18 protein-coding genes are annotated in these 13330 nt (G+C 71.6%); 8 read left to right on the forward strand and 10 right to left on the reverse strand.

The window, feature by feature from the left end:
* The first annotated feature begins 319 nt into the window (after window positions 1-319).
* Together ACIRVF_RS26170 and ACIRVF_RS26175 are read left to right on the forward strand one after the other, a co-directional pair.
* On the forward strand, window positions 320-2170 hold the full coding sequence (locus tag ACIRVF_RS26170) for a CocE/NonD family hydrolase (protein WP_402822460.1): 1851 nt from the start codon (window positions 320-322) through the stop codon (window positions 2168-2170).
* Between the two features lie 77 nt (window positions 2171-2247).
* Window positions 2248-2943: an aspartate/glutamate racemase family protein gene (locus ACIRVF_RS26175; protein WP_402822463.1), complete on the forward strand. Its 696-nt coding sequence runs from the start codon at window positions 2248-2250 to the stop codon at window positions 2941-2943.
* 72 nt (window positions 2944-3015) lie between these two features.
* Here ACIRVF_RS26175 and ACIRVF_RS26180 read toward each other — a convergent pair whose 3' ends face one another.
* The 3 genes from ACIRVF_RS26180 to ACIRVF_RS26190 all read right to left on the reverse strand — a co-directional run bounded on the left by ACIRVF_RS26180 (window position 3016) and on the right by ACIRVF_RS26190 (window position 5229).
* Entirely contained in the window at window positions 3016-3585 is a 570-nt protein-coding gene (locus tag ACIRVF_RS26180; protein ID WP_402822465.1) for a hypothetical protein, read from the reverse strand.
* A 341-nt stretch (window positions 3586-3926) separates the two neighbouring features.
* A complete protein-coding gene (locus ACIRVF_RS26185) occupies window positions 3927-4430 on the reverse strand; it encodes a hypothetical protein (RefSeq protein ID WP_402822467.1) in 504 nt (167 codons plus the stop codon).
* Window positions 4431-4527: 97 nt separating this feature from the next.
* Entirely contained in the window at window positions 4528-5229 is a 702-nt protein-coding gene (locus ACIRVF_RS26190) for a DUF4328 domain-containing protein (protein WP_402822469.1), read from the reverse strand.
* Between the two features lie 249 nt (window positions 5230-5478).
* Here ACIRVF_RS26190 and ACIRVF_RS26195 point away from each other — a divergent pair, with 249 nt between their 5' ends.
* Window positions 5479-5907, forward strand: coding sequence for a DUF6210 family protein (locus ACIRVF_RS26195; protein WP_402822472.1), 429 nt, complete (start codon window positions 5479-5481; stop codon window positions 5905-5907).
* An 82-nt stretch (window positions 5908-5989) separates the two neighbouring features.
* The gene (locus ACIRVF_RS26200) at window positions 5990-6541 is read left to right on the forward strand and encodes an HAD domain-containing protein (RefSeq protein ID WP_402822475.1); all 552 of its coding nucleotides are present in this window, start codon (window positions 5990-5992) and stop codon (window positions 6539-6541) included.
* Window positions 6542-6550: 9 nt separating this feature from the next.
* Here the strand turns inward: ACIRVF_RS26200 and ACIRVF_RS26205 are convergent, their stop codons facing one another.
* From ACIRVF_RS26205 to ACIRVF_RS26215, 3 genes are all read right to left on the reverse strand, one after another.
* Complete coding sequence (locus tag ACIRVF_RS26205) at window positions 6551-7384, reverse strand: methyltransferase domain-containing protein (RefSeq protein WP_402822477.1); 834 nt, start codon at window positions 7382-7384, stop codon at window positions 6551-6553.
* 98 nt (window positions 7385-7482) lie between these two features.
* On the reverse strand, window positions 7483-7905 hold the full coding sequence (locus tag ACIRVF_RS26210) for a RidA family protein (RefSeq protein WP_402822480.1): 423 nt from the start codon (window positions 7903-7905) through the stop codon (window positions 7483-7485).
* A gap of 47 nt (window positions 7906-7952) precedes the next feature.
* Entirely contained in the window at window positions 7953-8627 is a 675-nt protein-coding gene (locus tag ACIRVF_RS26215; RefSeq protein WP_402822483.1) for an HD domain-containing protein, read from the reverse strand.
* A 71-nt stretch (window positions 8628-8698) separates the two neighbouring features.
* Here ACIRVF_RS26215 and ACIRVF_RS26220 point away from each other — a divergent pair, with 71 nt between their 5' ends.
* Window positions 8699-9658, forward strand: a complete 960-nt coding sequence (locus ACIRVF_RS26220) for a GlxA family transcriptional regulator (protein WP_402822486.1) — start codon at window positions 8699-8701, stop codon at window positions 9656-9658.
* A gap of 44 nt (window positions 9659-9702) precedes the next feature.
* Here the strand turns inward: ACIRVF_RS26220 and ACIRVF_RS26225 are convergent, their stop codons facing one another.
* From ACIRVF_RS26225 to ACIRVF_RS26235, 3 genes are read right to left on the reverse strand one after another with little or no spacing between them, the layout of a single operon-like run.
* Window positions 9703-9861, reverse strand: coding sequence for a hypothetical protein (locus ACIRVF_RS26225; protein WP_402822489.1), 159 nt, complete (start codon window positions 9859-9861; stop codon window positions 9703-9705).
* The gene (locus tag ACIRVF_RS26230; protein WP_402822492.1) at window positions 9849-10145 is read right to left on the reverse strand and encodes a hypothetical protein; all 297 of its coding nucleotides are present in this window, start codon (window positions 10143-10145) and stop codon (window positions 9849-9851) included. The genes ACIRVF_RS26225 and ACIRVF_RS26230 overlap by 13 nt, the downstream gene beginning before the upstream one ends.
* Window positions 10142-10510, reverse strand: a complete 369-nt coding sequence (locus ACIRVF_RS26235) for an ATP-binding protein (RefSeq protein WP_402822495.1) — start codon at window positions 10508-10510, stop codon at window positions 10142-10144. The genes ACIRVF_RS26230 and ACIRVF_RS26235 overlap by 4 nt, the downstream gene beginning before the upstream one ends.
* A gap of 170 nt (window positions 10511-10680) precedes the next feature.
* Here ACIRVF_RS26235 and ACIRVF_RS26240 point away from each other — a divergent pair, with 170 nt between their 5' ends.
* Window positions 10681-11634 (forward strand): helix-turn-helix transcriptional regulator, encoded by a 954-nt coding sequence (locus ACIRVF_RS26240; protein ID WP_402822498.1) that lies wholly within the window; start codon window positions 10681-10683, stop codon window positions 11632-11634.
* On the forward strand, window positions 11631-11855 hold the full coding sequence (locus tag ACIRVF_RS26245) for a DUF397 domain-containing protein (RefSeq protein ID WP_402822501.1): 225 nt from the start codon (window positions 11631-11633) through the stop codon (window positions 11853-11855). Before ACIRVF_RS26240 ends, ACIRVF_RS26245 begins: the two co-directional genes overlap by 4 nt.
* Window positions 11856-12072: 217 nt before the next feature.
* On the opposite strand, the gene ACIRVF_RS26250 is transcribed toward ACIRVF_RS26245, so the two are convergent.
* On the reverse strand, window positions 12073-12381 hold the full coding sequence (locus ACIRVF_RS26250; protein WP_402822504.1) for a cupin domain-containing protein: 309 nt from the start codon (window positions 12379-12381) through the stop codon (window positions 12073-12075).
* Between the two features lie 71 nt (window positions 12382-12452).
* Between ACIRVF_RS26250 and ACIRVF_RS26255 the strand changes: the two genes are divergently transcribed.
* On the forward strand, window positions 12453-13295 hold the full coding sequence (locus tag ACIRVF_RS26255) for a hypothetical protein (protein ID WP_402822507.1): 843 nt from the start codon (window positions 12453-12455) through the stop codon (window positions 13293-13295).
* The last annotated feature ends 35 nt before the right edge of the window (window positions 13296-13330 follow it).

Genomic DNA, 13330 nt, shown 5'->3' on the forward strand with positions numbered 1-13330 from the left:
CCAGGCAACTCTTCGACGAGCAGCACGCCTTCACCTCCTCATCAGCTGATCTGGCCGTCGCAGCTTGACTTGTTAGGCACGTGAGATGTCTTTCGGGTGATCCGGGCGGAGCTGGGCCATCTTTCCCCCCTCGGGCGAGCAGTTGCAAGTCATGCGCAATTACGGTCCGGTTTCCGGGTGGCTCGAACCCCCGCCGAAGATCGTCATGCGCCGCCCAGGCCCCTCACCTAGGGTCGGAATGCCGACGCCCGCGGCGCGGTCCCCGTCCGCGCCCCGGGCCGCTCGGCGCTCACCGGCCCGGTACCCGATGGGAGCGGCCATGCCGTCGTACCCGTTCCACACCACCCGCGAGGACGTCCGCATCCCGCTGCCCGACGGCACGGAGCTCGCCGCCCGGGTGTGGCGCCCGGTCGCCGACGAGACCGTCCCCGCCCTGCTGGAGTACTCGGCCGACCGCCTGAGCGACCGCACCGCCGCCGAGGACGCCCGCCGCCACCCCTGGTACGCCGGCCACGGCTACGCCGCCGTCCGGGTCGACACCCGCGGCCACGGCGACTCCGGCGGCCTGCCCGGGGAGCCCGGCGACGAACAGGAGCTCGCCGACGGCACCGCCGTCATCGACTGGATCTCCCGCCGCCCCTGGTGCAGCGGGCGCCTCGGCCTGCTCGGGGCCGGCGCCGCCGGGACCACCGCGCTGCGGCTCGCCGCCCGGGCGCCAAACACCGTGGGCGCCGCGGTCACCGCCTGTCCCCAGGGCGGCCACCGTCTCGGCGGCGCCGTCCTCGCCGCCGACCTGCACACCCGGCTCACCGCGCTGGTCGCCGACGCCGCCCTGCCCCCGGACCCGCGCCGGCTCGGCGACGCCTGGCGGCCCGGCTGGCTGGCCCGGCTCGAATCGCTGGAACCCCCCGTCGACACCTGGCTCGCCGCCGGGGACACCACCGTGCCGGTGTCCGTCCCCGTCCTCGCGGTGGCCGGCTGGGGCGACCCGTCCTGCTCCTTCGTGCTGCGGCTGCTCGCCGAGTCCCCCACCGCCCGCGCCCTGATCGGCCCCTGGCCGCACGGCCTGCCCGAGGCCGCCCTGCCCGAGACGCTGCGCTGGTGGGACCACTGGCTGCGCGGCGTCGACACCGGCGCCGCCAAGGAACCGGCCCTGCGCAGCTGGATCAGCACCCGCTGGACCGGCGACGAGGCCTGGCCCTCCCCGGACGTCCGGGAGATCCACTGGGACCTCGACGGCCAGCTGCGCACCGCCGGCACCGCCTCCGACGACCGCTACGTCCACGTCCGCTCCCCCCAGCACACCGGCCTCAACGCCGGCGCGTACGTCTCGCACGGCCGCCCCGCCGACCTGCCGCCGGACCAGCGCGAGGAGGACGGGCGCTCGGTCTGCTTCGACTCCCAGCCGCTGCCCGAGCCCGTCGAACTGCTGGGCATCCCCGTCACGCGAGTGCGGCTGCGCTCCGACAGCGGGCCCGTCCAGGTGGTGGCGCGACTGTGCGCGGTCGGCCCCGACGGCACCTCCACCCTGCTCACCCGCGGCGTGCTGACCGCCGCCGGCCCGGACGCCGAGGTCGAACTCGCCGCCTGCGCCGCGACCGTCCCGGCCGGGCACCGGCTGCGGCTCGCGTTCTCCTCCGTCTACTGGCCCTGGGTGTGGCCGCCCGCCGACGACACCGGGTACGCCCTCGATCCGTCCCACTCCACCCTCAGCCTGCCGGTCCGCCACCTGGCGGCCGACGTCGGCGCCGCGCCCGTCACCTTCGAGGTGCCCTCGCTGCCCGAGCCGCTCGCCGTCCACGTCACCGAACCGCTCACCGCCCGGCCCGAGCACCTCACCGTGCACGACATCGGCCGCCACGAATGGCGCACCGAACTCTCCCCCGCCACCGACGGCACCCGCACCTACCCCGACGGCCTGGTGTGCGACGAGCACACCGTCACCGCCTACCGCATCCTCAGCGGCGCCCCGCTCAGCGCCCAGGCCCGTACGGACCGCACGGTACGGCTGGAGCGGCCCGACCTCGGCTGGGACGTGACCGTCCAGACGCGCACCCAACTGCGCTGCGACGCCGGGCACTTCATCAGCGTGGTGCAGCTGCGGGCGCTGGAGGCGGGGTCGGTGGTGTTCACCCGGGAATGGCAGCACCGGGTGGCCCGGGGGAACTGAGGGCAGGTGACGGGAGCCGGCCAAAGTAACTCTTATACACTTGCTTTGCTTTTCACTTCCCGCTTATAAATGGCCGCATGAAGACCCTCGGGCTGATCGGCGGCATGAGCTGGGAATCCACCGCCGAGTACTACCGCACCCTGAACGAACTCACCCGCGACCGCCTCGGCGGCCTGCACTCGGCCCGGCTCGTGCTCCACTCGGTCGACTTCGCCGACATCGAGCGGCTCCAGGCGGCCGGGCAGTGGGAGGAGGCCGGTGCCGTCCTCGCGGACGCGGCCCGCTCGCTGGAGGCGGCGGGCGCGGAGCTGCTGCTGATCTGCACCAACACCATGCACAAGGTCGCCGACCAGGTCGCGGCTGCGGTGACCGTCCCGCTGCTGCACCTGGCCGACGCCACGGCGGACGCGGTACGGGCGGCGGGCCTGCGGCGGGTCGGGCTGCTGGGCACGGCGTTCACCATGGAACAGGACTTCTACCGGGGCAGGTTGGCCTCCGGCGGCCTGGACGTCCTGATCCCCGACGCCGGCTCCCGTGCCCTGGTGCACCGGGTGATCTACGAGGAGCTGTGCGTCGGGACGGTCCGGGAGGAGTCGCGGGCGGCCTACCGGCGGGTCGTCGAGCAGCTGGTCGCGGCGGGTGCCGAGGGCATCGTCCTGGGCTGCACCGAGATCGAGCTGCTGGTCGGGCCGGAGGACAGCCCCGTCCCGGTGTTCCCCACCGCCCGCCTCCACGCCGAGGCCGCCGTGACGGCCGCGCTAGCTGAGGACTGAACTACCCGACGAGGAGCGACACTTCCCGCGGATCCCGCGCCACGTTGCACGGCCGCCGCTGAGCGCGGCCGTTCAGCGCTGGGCGACAGCCGCGGCCAGCAGCATTCCGGCGGGGAGCAGGCCGATGAAAACGAAGAGCAGACCGAGCACGCGACCACCCGCCGAGTACCACCGGGTGGGCTTGAGGCCCAGCAGGCCCAGAGCCCACGGGGAAACGTAGCCCGCGCCGTGCCTGCGCACCGCGTCGGCGATCAGCTGGCGGCGCCCGTGGTCGGCGAACAGGACCACCCAGCCGCCGGAGCGGTCCGCCAGCGAGACGAAGGTGTGCGTGCCGTCCCTCGAAATCCCCTCCCACGCGCGGACGATGGCGAGGTCCCGCAGGTCCACCTCCCGCTCGCCCGACCAGGTGCGCGCCCGCACCAGCCCGCCGGCCACCCGCACGCTCCTGCGCCGCGCCGTCGCGGCCTCCAGCAGGACGGCGGGCCCGAGCGCCGCCACCAGCCCGGACGCGATCAGCGCCCCCGAGCGCGCGAACGCCGGCCCGACCACCAACGGCGGCACCACGACCGCCGCCAGGAGGACCGCCCAGCCGACGGAGAAGAACACGCGCCGTCTTCGTACGGCGCCAGTCGAAGCACTCACCGCGCCAACGTAGACCCACCAACCACCGCAGCACCATGGGTCCGTGGGCCTCTTACGGCGGCGGGGTGCCCCCGTCGGCCTGACCGGCCTGACCTGCCTGCCTGCCTGCCTGACCGGTGTGACCGGCCTGCTCGGCTTGTCCGGCCGCCGGCCGTTCGGCCGTCGCCGTGGGCCCCACGGGGTTGTCCCCCCGTACCGTGCGCAGGACCTGGACGAGGTCGGACCGGCCGACTTCCTGCGCGCGTCCCACCAGCGGGGCGGGGGCAGCCACGGACGTCACCTTGCCCACCACCAGGGCAGCGAAGGCGGCGTCTCAGGGCCGTCCCGTCCGCAAGGGCCGGTCAAAGGTCCGGGAGCGGCACGACGTGATCCATCACCTGCAACAACCTCTCTGCAGCCGCGGCCTCCTCCGGCCGTAGCGAGGACGCCATGCCTTCGATGACGGACCGGCCCGCGTGGACCGCCGTCCTCGCGGCCGCCTCCCAGCCGCGTTGAAGCCGATAGCTCACGCCGCGCTTGTCACCGCTGGCGGCCGCTGCGGCGGAATGCCACTGGTCGGCCTGGCAGATGTTCCCCAGCAGGTCAGCCAACTCCGCCTTGCACGCCGTGCGCGGGGTCCCGGTCAGCTCGACGAGGAAGGGGACCACGGCGACGGTTGCCTCGCCCACGACGAACCCCAGCACACAGACGGCATCGCCCAGTTCTTCGACGGCAGCGCGGGCCGTGTCCTCACCCCCGTACGCGATCCGGGAGAGCAGTCGGGGAATGCCGCCTGCCGAAGCCCCCGTCGCATCGCGAAGGTCGGCCCAATGCACGCCGGAGACACGCTTCAACACGCTTCCCACGCCCCGCTTCTCATCAGATCCTCGCCCCGGCCGCCGGGTCGCGCGGGAAGTCGGACCGGCCGACTTCCCGCGCGCAACGTCCCACCAGCAGAGTGGGTCAGCTCTCGACGGCCGAGACGTGGACCCCGTAGGCCCGGGCGGCGGACTCGGCGAAGCGCTCCTCCTGCATGGCCGTCAGCTTCCGCACCACCAGGACGGCGAAGACCGCGGCGGCCACTTCGAGCACGTCGGAGGCGATCAGCCAGACGACGCCCTGCTGGTAGTCGTCCGGGTAGCGCGCGGCGTCGGTGAACTTGCCGCCCATCCGGTTGAGCGCGTTGCCCACGACGAAGGTGCCCCACCACAGGTTGAGCAGCGTCTGCGAGAGCGGCGGCCGCACTCCGGTTTCGTCGGGTCGGACGCCGGCCTGCCAGATGTCACCGGCTATCTGCCGGGGGAACCAGAGCATCACCAGGGGCGTGAACCAGCCGCCGATCGCCCAGCCGCGCCGGAACCGGTGCCCGTGCGGGTACAGCACCTCGGCGTTCACCCGCACTCGGTAGAACCAGGTGAGGAACGCGGCCGCCGTGGCGATCAGGGCCAGGAGGTTCACCGAGAGGGCGGTGTCGTTGAGGTTGTCCGCGTCGGTGAGCGTGGTGCCATCGACGTCGGCGGCACCGGTCATGAGGTCACCGACCAGGCCGTACAGGTGGATGTCGACCGCGAGGCGGAAGAGTGCCACCGCACCGCTCATGGAGAGCAGGACGGTGGCGGCGGTGGCGGCCGCCCTCGGTGAGCGGAAGACGGCGGGCGATGGCATGGGTAAAGGGCTCCAGGTTCGGATCAGGGGGTGACGGGCCGCTACCTTAGGGCCGATCAGCTTCGTGCACCAGCGTTTTCGTGGATACCTCGCGAACAGGGCGCACGCCCCGGGCACCAACCCCCCGTCGCTGGAGCACATCCTGCCCCGCACCTGTGACAACCGGCCTCCGGACCGCAGGAACTCGGCCGGTCGGGCCTCCTGGGAAATGCTGTTGAGCTCGTGACAGCGGCTCAGGAGACTGCCGTCATGAGCTCTCGACGCTTCGTGTCCCTCGATCCCGACGGCATCAGTGCCGGTGGCTGGATGTATGCGCTGGTCGAAGCGAGGACGGCTGTCTTCTACCAGCACCAGTACGGCGGCACCGCGTGTCGGCAGGGGCAGGTTGAGGGCTTCCTCGTGCCACTGTTCGGACCTGATGCGCTGGATGCGTTGCGCGAGTTGTTCGAGAAGGACCACCGCGGCGCCGGCACCTGGAACTACACGTGGCCGGATGACGAGCGGGACAGGCTCCGCGAGATCGTCGGAGCCGTCCGCTACTGGGCATGCGACGGAATCACGGACGAACCGCACCCGCTGCGGCTCGATGAGAGCCGGATCCGCGAGGTCGATGAGGCTTGGGTGCCGGTGGTCACGCCGGACGGCCCCGCCGTGCTGGTGTGGTTCAACTCGGACTGAACGGCGGGGCTCAGCTGTCCGCCCTGCACCGGGAAGCCCCGCCCCGTCGCCAACCTGCGGGGACGATCGAGGGAGGTGGGCCGTGGTGCGGCCGATACTGCTGCTGGACGTGGACGGGCCGCTGAACCCCGATGCGGTGAAGCCCCACCGGCGGCCCGAGGGGTACGGCACCCACCGGCTGATGACGCCGCGTTGGGAGGCCGCCGAGCGCCGTCGGCTCGCCTGGTGGGGAACGCACCACAAGTCGCCGAAGCCGCTACGGGTCTGGCTCAACCCGGGGCACGGGCTCGCGCTCACCGCGCTGCCCTTCGACCTGGTGTGGGCGACGACCTGGGAGGAGGAGGCCAACGCCTTCATCGCGCCGGTCCTCGGGCTGCCCGAACTGCCGTTCATCACCTGGTCCCAGCCGCGCCCCGAGCCTGAGGGCGGGGTGTTCTGGAAGACCCCGGAGATCGTCGCCTGGGTGCAGGGCCGCCCCTTCGCCTGGGTCGACGACCGCATCACGGACGCGGACCGCGCCTGGGTGCGGGCGCGTCACGGCGGCCCGGCGCTGCTCCACCACGTCGACCCGAAGGTCGGGCTGACCGCGGGCGACTTCGCCCGACTTGCGGAGTGGGCCCGCTCGTTGGGCTGAAGCGGTCGGTCAGCCGGGCCGGTGCGCGACGGCGGCGAAGATCGTGACCGACAGGTGGAACGCCCCCTGCTCGGCGGCGGCCGCCAGGTCCGCGTGGAGCCGGTCGCCCTGCTCCTCGGTGATCAGGCCGCGTGCCCGCGCCGCCGTGGCGAGTCCGCGGACGATCGGCCAACTGACGGTGCGCGGATCGTGCAGCAGCACGTCGGCGCCGACGTGGTCGACGGTCAGGCCCGCGGCCGTCAGCCAGCCCGTGAGGCGGCGCCCCGCGTCCGGGGTGGCGGCGGTGGCCTGGGCGGCGGTGGCCAGCGCGGGCCGCACCTCCGGGGCGGCCGGGTGGAGCACGCAGGTGGCCCAGTCGGTGTCGAGCAGCGCGACCCGGCCGCCCGGGCGCAGCACCCTGGCCATCTCGGCGACGGCCCGCGCCGGGTCGGTCAGGTGCTGGAGGACGCGCTCGCACCACACCACGTCCGACTCGCCGTCGGGCAGTGGCAGCGCCAGCGCGTCACCGTCCAGGAACCGGACCGGGCGGCCGGGGTGGCCGGCCCCGGCGGCGCGCTGCTCGGCGACGGCCCGCAGACCGGGGTGCGGTTCGATGCCGGTCGCCGCGCCGTCCGGGGCGACCGCCGCCGCGAGCACCAGGGTCTCCGAACCGGTACCGGACCCGACGTCCAGCACCCGCTCGCCGGGGCGCGCGCCCAGGTGCGAGTGCGCCCACTCCCGCAGCCGCCGCACACCGGCGTTGGCGGCCTGGACGTCCAGCGCGGCGACCAGCCGGTCGGTGACCGAGGGATCGGTGTTGGGCACGTGGAAGGCCGAAGTGGGACGGGGGTGCGAAGCGGACATGGCGCTCACTATAGGAGGACGGAGCCTGGTCGCTGCCGTGCCCGGCCATGCGGACCACGGGCCGGTCCCGGGCCAGGACCGGGCAGAGGAGCGGTGGTCTACCGGGATGCGTCGGGGTACGCGGCGGTCGCTCGGATCTCGACGAGGAGTCCCGGGCTGGCGAGGCCGCTGACCCCGATGATCGTCCAGGTCGGGTAGGGGGCTCGGACCAGGCGCTTCTTCGCCTCGATGAAGCCGGGCAGGTGCCGGCGGATGTCGACGTGATAGCTGGTGACGTCGACGAGGGCGGACGTGTCTAGGTTCTCCAGCCGAAGGATCTCCTCGATCTTCCGGAGGGCGGTCTCGGTCTGCTCCTCGATGGTGTCCGGGATGGTTCCGTCGGCGCGGCGGCCGATCGTTCCGGCGATGAACAGGAGGCCGTGCGCGCGGACCGCGGCGGAATAGCCGAAGCTCGCGAAGGCGCTGGTGGTTCGTCCGAAGACTGCGTTGTCCTCGGGGACCTCGACGGTGTGAACGGTCATTGCGGTCCTTTCCTCTCCTTGTTGACGGGGTCGTACGCGCCGTGGAGTCAGTTGCCCCAGCGGGACGAGCGGTAGAAGTGCTCCAGCCGGGTCCGGCCGAAGGTCTCGCGTTCGCGGAGGAGTTCGCCGGGGGTCGTGTACCGGGGTGCGTTCTTCGGGTCCTTCGCGGCCTGCGCGACGATCGCGTCGGTGAGTGAGCGGATCATGTCCAGCCGTGGATAGGCGGTGTGCACGGCGTCGGCCTGCTCGTCGGTGACGGCGTCGACGTGGTTGGCGCCCACTCGGCCGCCGAAGTCGAGGGTGACGCCCTCGCGGACGAGCACGCACAGCGTGCCGCGGCGTTCCGCGATGCCCGGGGAGGTGTGCAGGGCGATGGCCTGCCAGACCTGGTCGGCGTCGGCCGAGGACACTCCGCGGTCGGTCAGGAACGAGACGGCCCGGTCGGCGCCCTCGACCTCGAACCGCTGGCTGTGCGGGCCGTCCGACGCCAGGCCGAGGTCGTGCATCGCGCACGCGGCGAACAGCAGGTCGTCCTGGTAGTCGCGGCCGGCGGCCAGGCCGAGCCGGTCGGCCACCATCCGGGCGAACAGGTAGCTGCGGATGCTGTGGTTGAAGACGGACGGCGTTTCCACCGGCCGGATGAGGTTCACGACGGCGTCGGCAAGCGGGGTGCCGGGCAGCGTGATCAGGTCGGCGGTCGCCTCGTGGGTAGGTCCGGTCATGTCTTCAGCCTGACCGCAACCCCTCTGGCCTGGTGAGAGGCAAAATTTCCATACTTCGTTAGAATCTTGCCATGGCAGTGCATCGAGTCGCGGTTCTGGCGCTGGACGGGGTTACCCCGCTCGACCTGGCGATCCCGGCGCAGATCTTCACCGCCCGGCCGGAGACGCCCTACGAGATGACCCTGTGCGCGTTGGACGCGAAGGTGGCCACCAGCGCGGGCTTCGCCCTGGTTGCCGACGGGGGTCTGGAGCAGGTGCGCGCCGCCGACACCGTGGTCGTGCCGGGATTCGAGCCGCTTCTCCCCCTGCCGGACGCCGTGCTCGACGCACTGGCCGAAGCCCGCGACCGGGGCAAGCGTGTGGTGTCGATCTGCACGGGCGCCTTCGCGCTCGGCGCGGCGGGCGTACTGGACGGGCTGCACGCCACGACCCACTGGAAGCACATCGACGAGTTCGAGCGGGGCTTCCCGGCCGTCACCGTCGACCGGGACGTGCTCTACGTCGACGAGGGCGACGTGCTCACCTCGGCCGGGGTGTGCTGCGGCATCGACCTGTGCCTGCACATCGTGCGCCGCGACCTGGGCGCGGAGGTGGCCAACCAGCTCGCCCGCGGTCTGGTCGCCGCACCGCACCGGGACGGCGGGCAGGCCCAGTTCGTGCCGGCTCCCGTCGCGGTGGCCGGTGAGGCGTCGCTCTCCGGTACCCGGGGATGGGCCCTGCAACGGCTCGGCGAGCCGCTCACACTACGCGTCCTCGCCCGGCACGCGGGCCTCTCGCAGCGCACCTTCATGCGCCGGTTCACCGAGGAGACGGGCACGACCCCGTTGCAGTGGCTGCTCAACGCCCGGCTCGGCAGGGCGCGGGAAATGCTGGAAACCACGGAGCTCTCGGTGGATCAGGTGGCGCGGGACTGCGGCCTGGGCACGGCAGGCAACCTGCGGCTGCACTTCCGGCGCGCACTGGACACCACCCCCACCGCCTACCGCCGCACCTTCGCACGCTCGGCGTCGGACAGTCCGGCCCCTCAGTAGCCGCCCGGTGGATCCGGCCGGGCGGCTCGGATTGGGGGGAGATGTCAGGCCACCGGCTGGCGGTGGCGGGCGGGGGCGGGGGTGGTCGCGGTGGCGTCGTCCGGGCGGTGGGGCATCCGCAGGACGGCGATCGCGCCGAGGCCGACGACGGCGATGGCGAGGATCAGGAGGGCGAGGAGGGCGAGGCCGATCAGGAGTCGCACGGGGTGTCGTCCTCGGTCTTGTCGTGGTCGTGGGAGCGGAGGAAGGTGAGGAGATTGAGCACGGTGCTGGCCGGGGCGTTGCCGAAACGGACGAGGACGCGGCCGTCCACGACGCTGTCGGTGCCGACGGAGGGCCAGAGGAGGCCGAACCGGCGGCCGCGCTCGGCGAGTTCGGCGAGCAGGTAGGCGACTTCGATCTCGCTGTAGGTGCGCATCAGCGGGTCGTCCGGCTCGATCGGGCGGCTGCCGCGGTCATCGGCGGCGGCGGAGGCGGAGGCGCTCACGCGGCGGCGTCCAGCTCGAACCAGACGGACTTGCCGGTCTTGCGGGGTTCCGTGCCGAAGCGGTGGGTGAGCGAGCGGACGAGGTGCAGGCCGCGGCCGGAGACGGCGTAGGGGTCGGGGTCGTCACGCTGGGTGGGGAACAGCGGGTTCTGGTCGCTGACGGAGACGCGCAGGACGCTGCCGATGATGAGGACCACCACCAAGGGCGCCGCACTGCCGCCGTGGCGCCAGGCGTTGACGAAGAGTTCGAGGAGCGCGACCTCGGCGTCGGCGACCAGGTCGGGCTTCCACCCGGCGCGCGAGGTGGCCTCGCGCAACTCCTCGCGCGGGGCCGACCAGTCAGGGGGGAGGGAGAGGGAGAACACGAAGGAACCTCCGTGGGGGCGAAATGGATCACTCATCGCCGCATACAGGCAGGAACGCCTTGGGCAGCGGCGGGTCATGGGCTCCCGCATACACAGCGCATGCGAGTCGCTACGCTCAGCATGGGGCTTATGCGAGGCAAGACGCAACTCCTTCGCATGAGGTCGCATATATGCAAATCGAACCTGAATTCGGCGGTCAGGACTACCAGTTGTTGGTAGCGCTGGCGCCCATCACACAGGCAGACTGGTCAACTGACAGCTCAGGAGGGGACAACATGGCGGTCTCGACCGTGCGCCGACGGAGACTCGGCGGCATGCTGCGGAAGCTTCGTGAGGAACGGAAGCTCACCGCAGAGGTGGTCGCGGAAGCCACAGGGATGAGCCAGCCCAAGCTCACCCGGATCGAGACAGCTCACACCGCAGCCAAGATCGAGGACGTCAACAAGCTCCTCGACTACTACGGATGCGACGACGAGGACTTTCGGGCCGGTTTGATCGCCATCACCAAGGAAGGCAGCAAGCGGGGTTGGTGGCTGAGCTACCGCGACGTCCTCCATGCGACCGCTACAGATCTGATCCTGTTGGAATCGGATGCTTCGACGCTGAGGACCTACGAGCCGGCGTTCATCCCTGGGCTGTTTCAAACTCCCGAGTACGCCCGCATCGTCATCGACCGACTTCGGACCGAGTCCAGCGGCACGGTTGAAGACATGGTTCAGGTTCGGATGGCAAGGCAATCAATCCTGACTCGGCCGAACCCCGTCCAGGTCTGGGCCATCATCCATGAGGCGGCTCTCTGCGCGAACGCCAACCGTCCCGACGTCATGTCTGCGCAGCTGGACAAACTGATCTCATTGAGCCGCCTGTCCAACGTCAACATTCAAGTTATGCCAGCAGGCGCAGCAGTCCACCCCGGCATGGCAGGTGCCTTCGCCCTGCTGGGGTTTCCCCAACGTGCGGATCTGGACGTCGTCCTCGCAGAAGGCCTGATCAGTAGCCTGTGGGTTGAGGACCCAACCGACGTGGAGATCTACCGGGCGAAGTTTCAGGAGATCACGGCTGAGGCCTTGTCAGTCGACTCATCGCTCGATTTCATCACCGCACAGAGAGACAAAGTTAAGTGACCTACTACTACCCTGACGCTTCTGCCACCGGGCTCGCCTTCCGGAAGTCGAGTTACAGCGGGGGTAACGACAACTGCGTTGAGTTCGCGCCCCTTCCTGAAACTGTCGCGGTCCGAGACAGCAAGGATCCTTCCGGCCCCGCCCTGGCCTTCGATCTCGCGGCGCACGAGGCCTTCATCAACGCCGTCGCTGCTGGGGAATTCGACTTCGGGCTCGTCTGAGTACCATCTCGCGGCGGCGCGCCCCCGTACGGGCGGGGCGCCGCCCCCCCCCAACACCCCCCCCCGGGGGCCAACACCCTCAACACCCGCCCCCCGCGGGCGCGCCCCGCCCGTCCCCCACCCGGGGGGGTGTGTGTTTTTTTGGGCCTGGGGGTATTTGTTCTACCCCCGCGGGGCGCCCCCCCCCGGGGGGGGCCCCCCCCCCCGCCGCCACCCATCACCCCTCCTCGGGGACCTCCACGATCAGCAGCGTCCCCCGGCTGCCCGGCCGCACCGCGTGCCGGGCGCCCGCCGGCACCTGGCACAGTTCACCAGCGCCGACCGTCAGGGCCTCCCCCTCCAGCTCCAGTTCCAGGACACCGTCGGCGACGAACAGCACCTCGGCCGTCCCGTGCACCTCCTGCTCCAGCTCCCGGCCGTCCATCCGCAGCACCTTCACCGCCGCCGTACCGACCTGCCCCAGCACCACCGAGCGCCAGGCTTCGGGCAGTTGATCCGCACAGTCCCTCACGTCCACCAAGCTCATGACCAGGGACGCTATCCGGGCCGACCATCAAATTGGTCGACCGTTTGGCAAAACCTGCCAGGATCTCCAGGGTGAACGCTCGCGCGCTGTACGAGGCGCTACTCGACACCGAAGGCCCCTACGAGGACGTCATCGCCCCCTGGCTCGCCCAGGCCGCCACCGGCGACTACCGGGCCCGTCTCCAGACGGCCGCCTTCCCTCACGACCACTGGTGGGCCAACGACGGAGACCTTCTCGAAGAGCTCTACGCCCTCAGCCGCGTCAGCGACCACCTCCTCCTCGATCCCCAACTCCCGCTCTATCTCCGGCTCTTCACCGCCCTCGGCATGACCCCCTTCGACATCGACACCACCTCCCCCTTCGACCCGTTCCTGCACGAGATCACCGAGGTCGAACAGGCCGACCACCCCCACTCCCCCATCGAGATCCTCGATGCCCGGTGGCCCGGCCTGATGCTCGGCGAGCTCCTGTTCAGCCGTGCCGGCGTTAGGGTCCGGGCCGGCGCCGACCACGCCGAACGCGGAGTCGCCGACCGCTGGCCGCTCTACTGGACCCACCGCCGCGCCCACCGCCCCACCCGCGACCTCTCCCAGGGCTGGGGCAGCAACTCCCAGTGGCGCACCGACTTCCGCCTCGACTACCGCACCCCTGACGGCGACCTGCTCAACGTCGCCGAGGACGCCCCGATCGACGGCCGTCCCGACCTCCACCCGGACGCCCCCCACAACCTCGGCCCCGACGAGCGCCTCCTCACCCCCGCCGAACGCCGCGAACTCCTTCGCCACCGCACCTTCCTGCGCGCCCCCGCCGCCTCCTCCGACCCCGACTGGGCCGCGGACCTCTTCCCCTGGGAGTGGCGCCTGCCCGCCGGCCCTGTCGACGGGGTCGGCTCTGCCCCGTGCAGTTCCGCGTAGGCAAGACGAAGGCGGCGCTCGGCGTTCGCGGGGAA

It is taken from the genome of Kitasatospora sp. NPDC101157 (assembly GCF_044768255.1).
Classification (GTDB): domain Bacteria; phylum Actinomycetota; class Actinomycetes; order Streptomycetales; family Streptomycetaceae; genus Kitasatospora.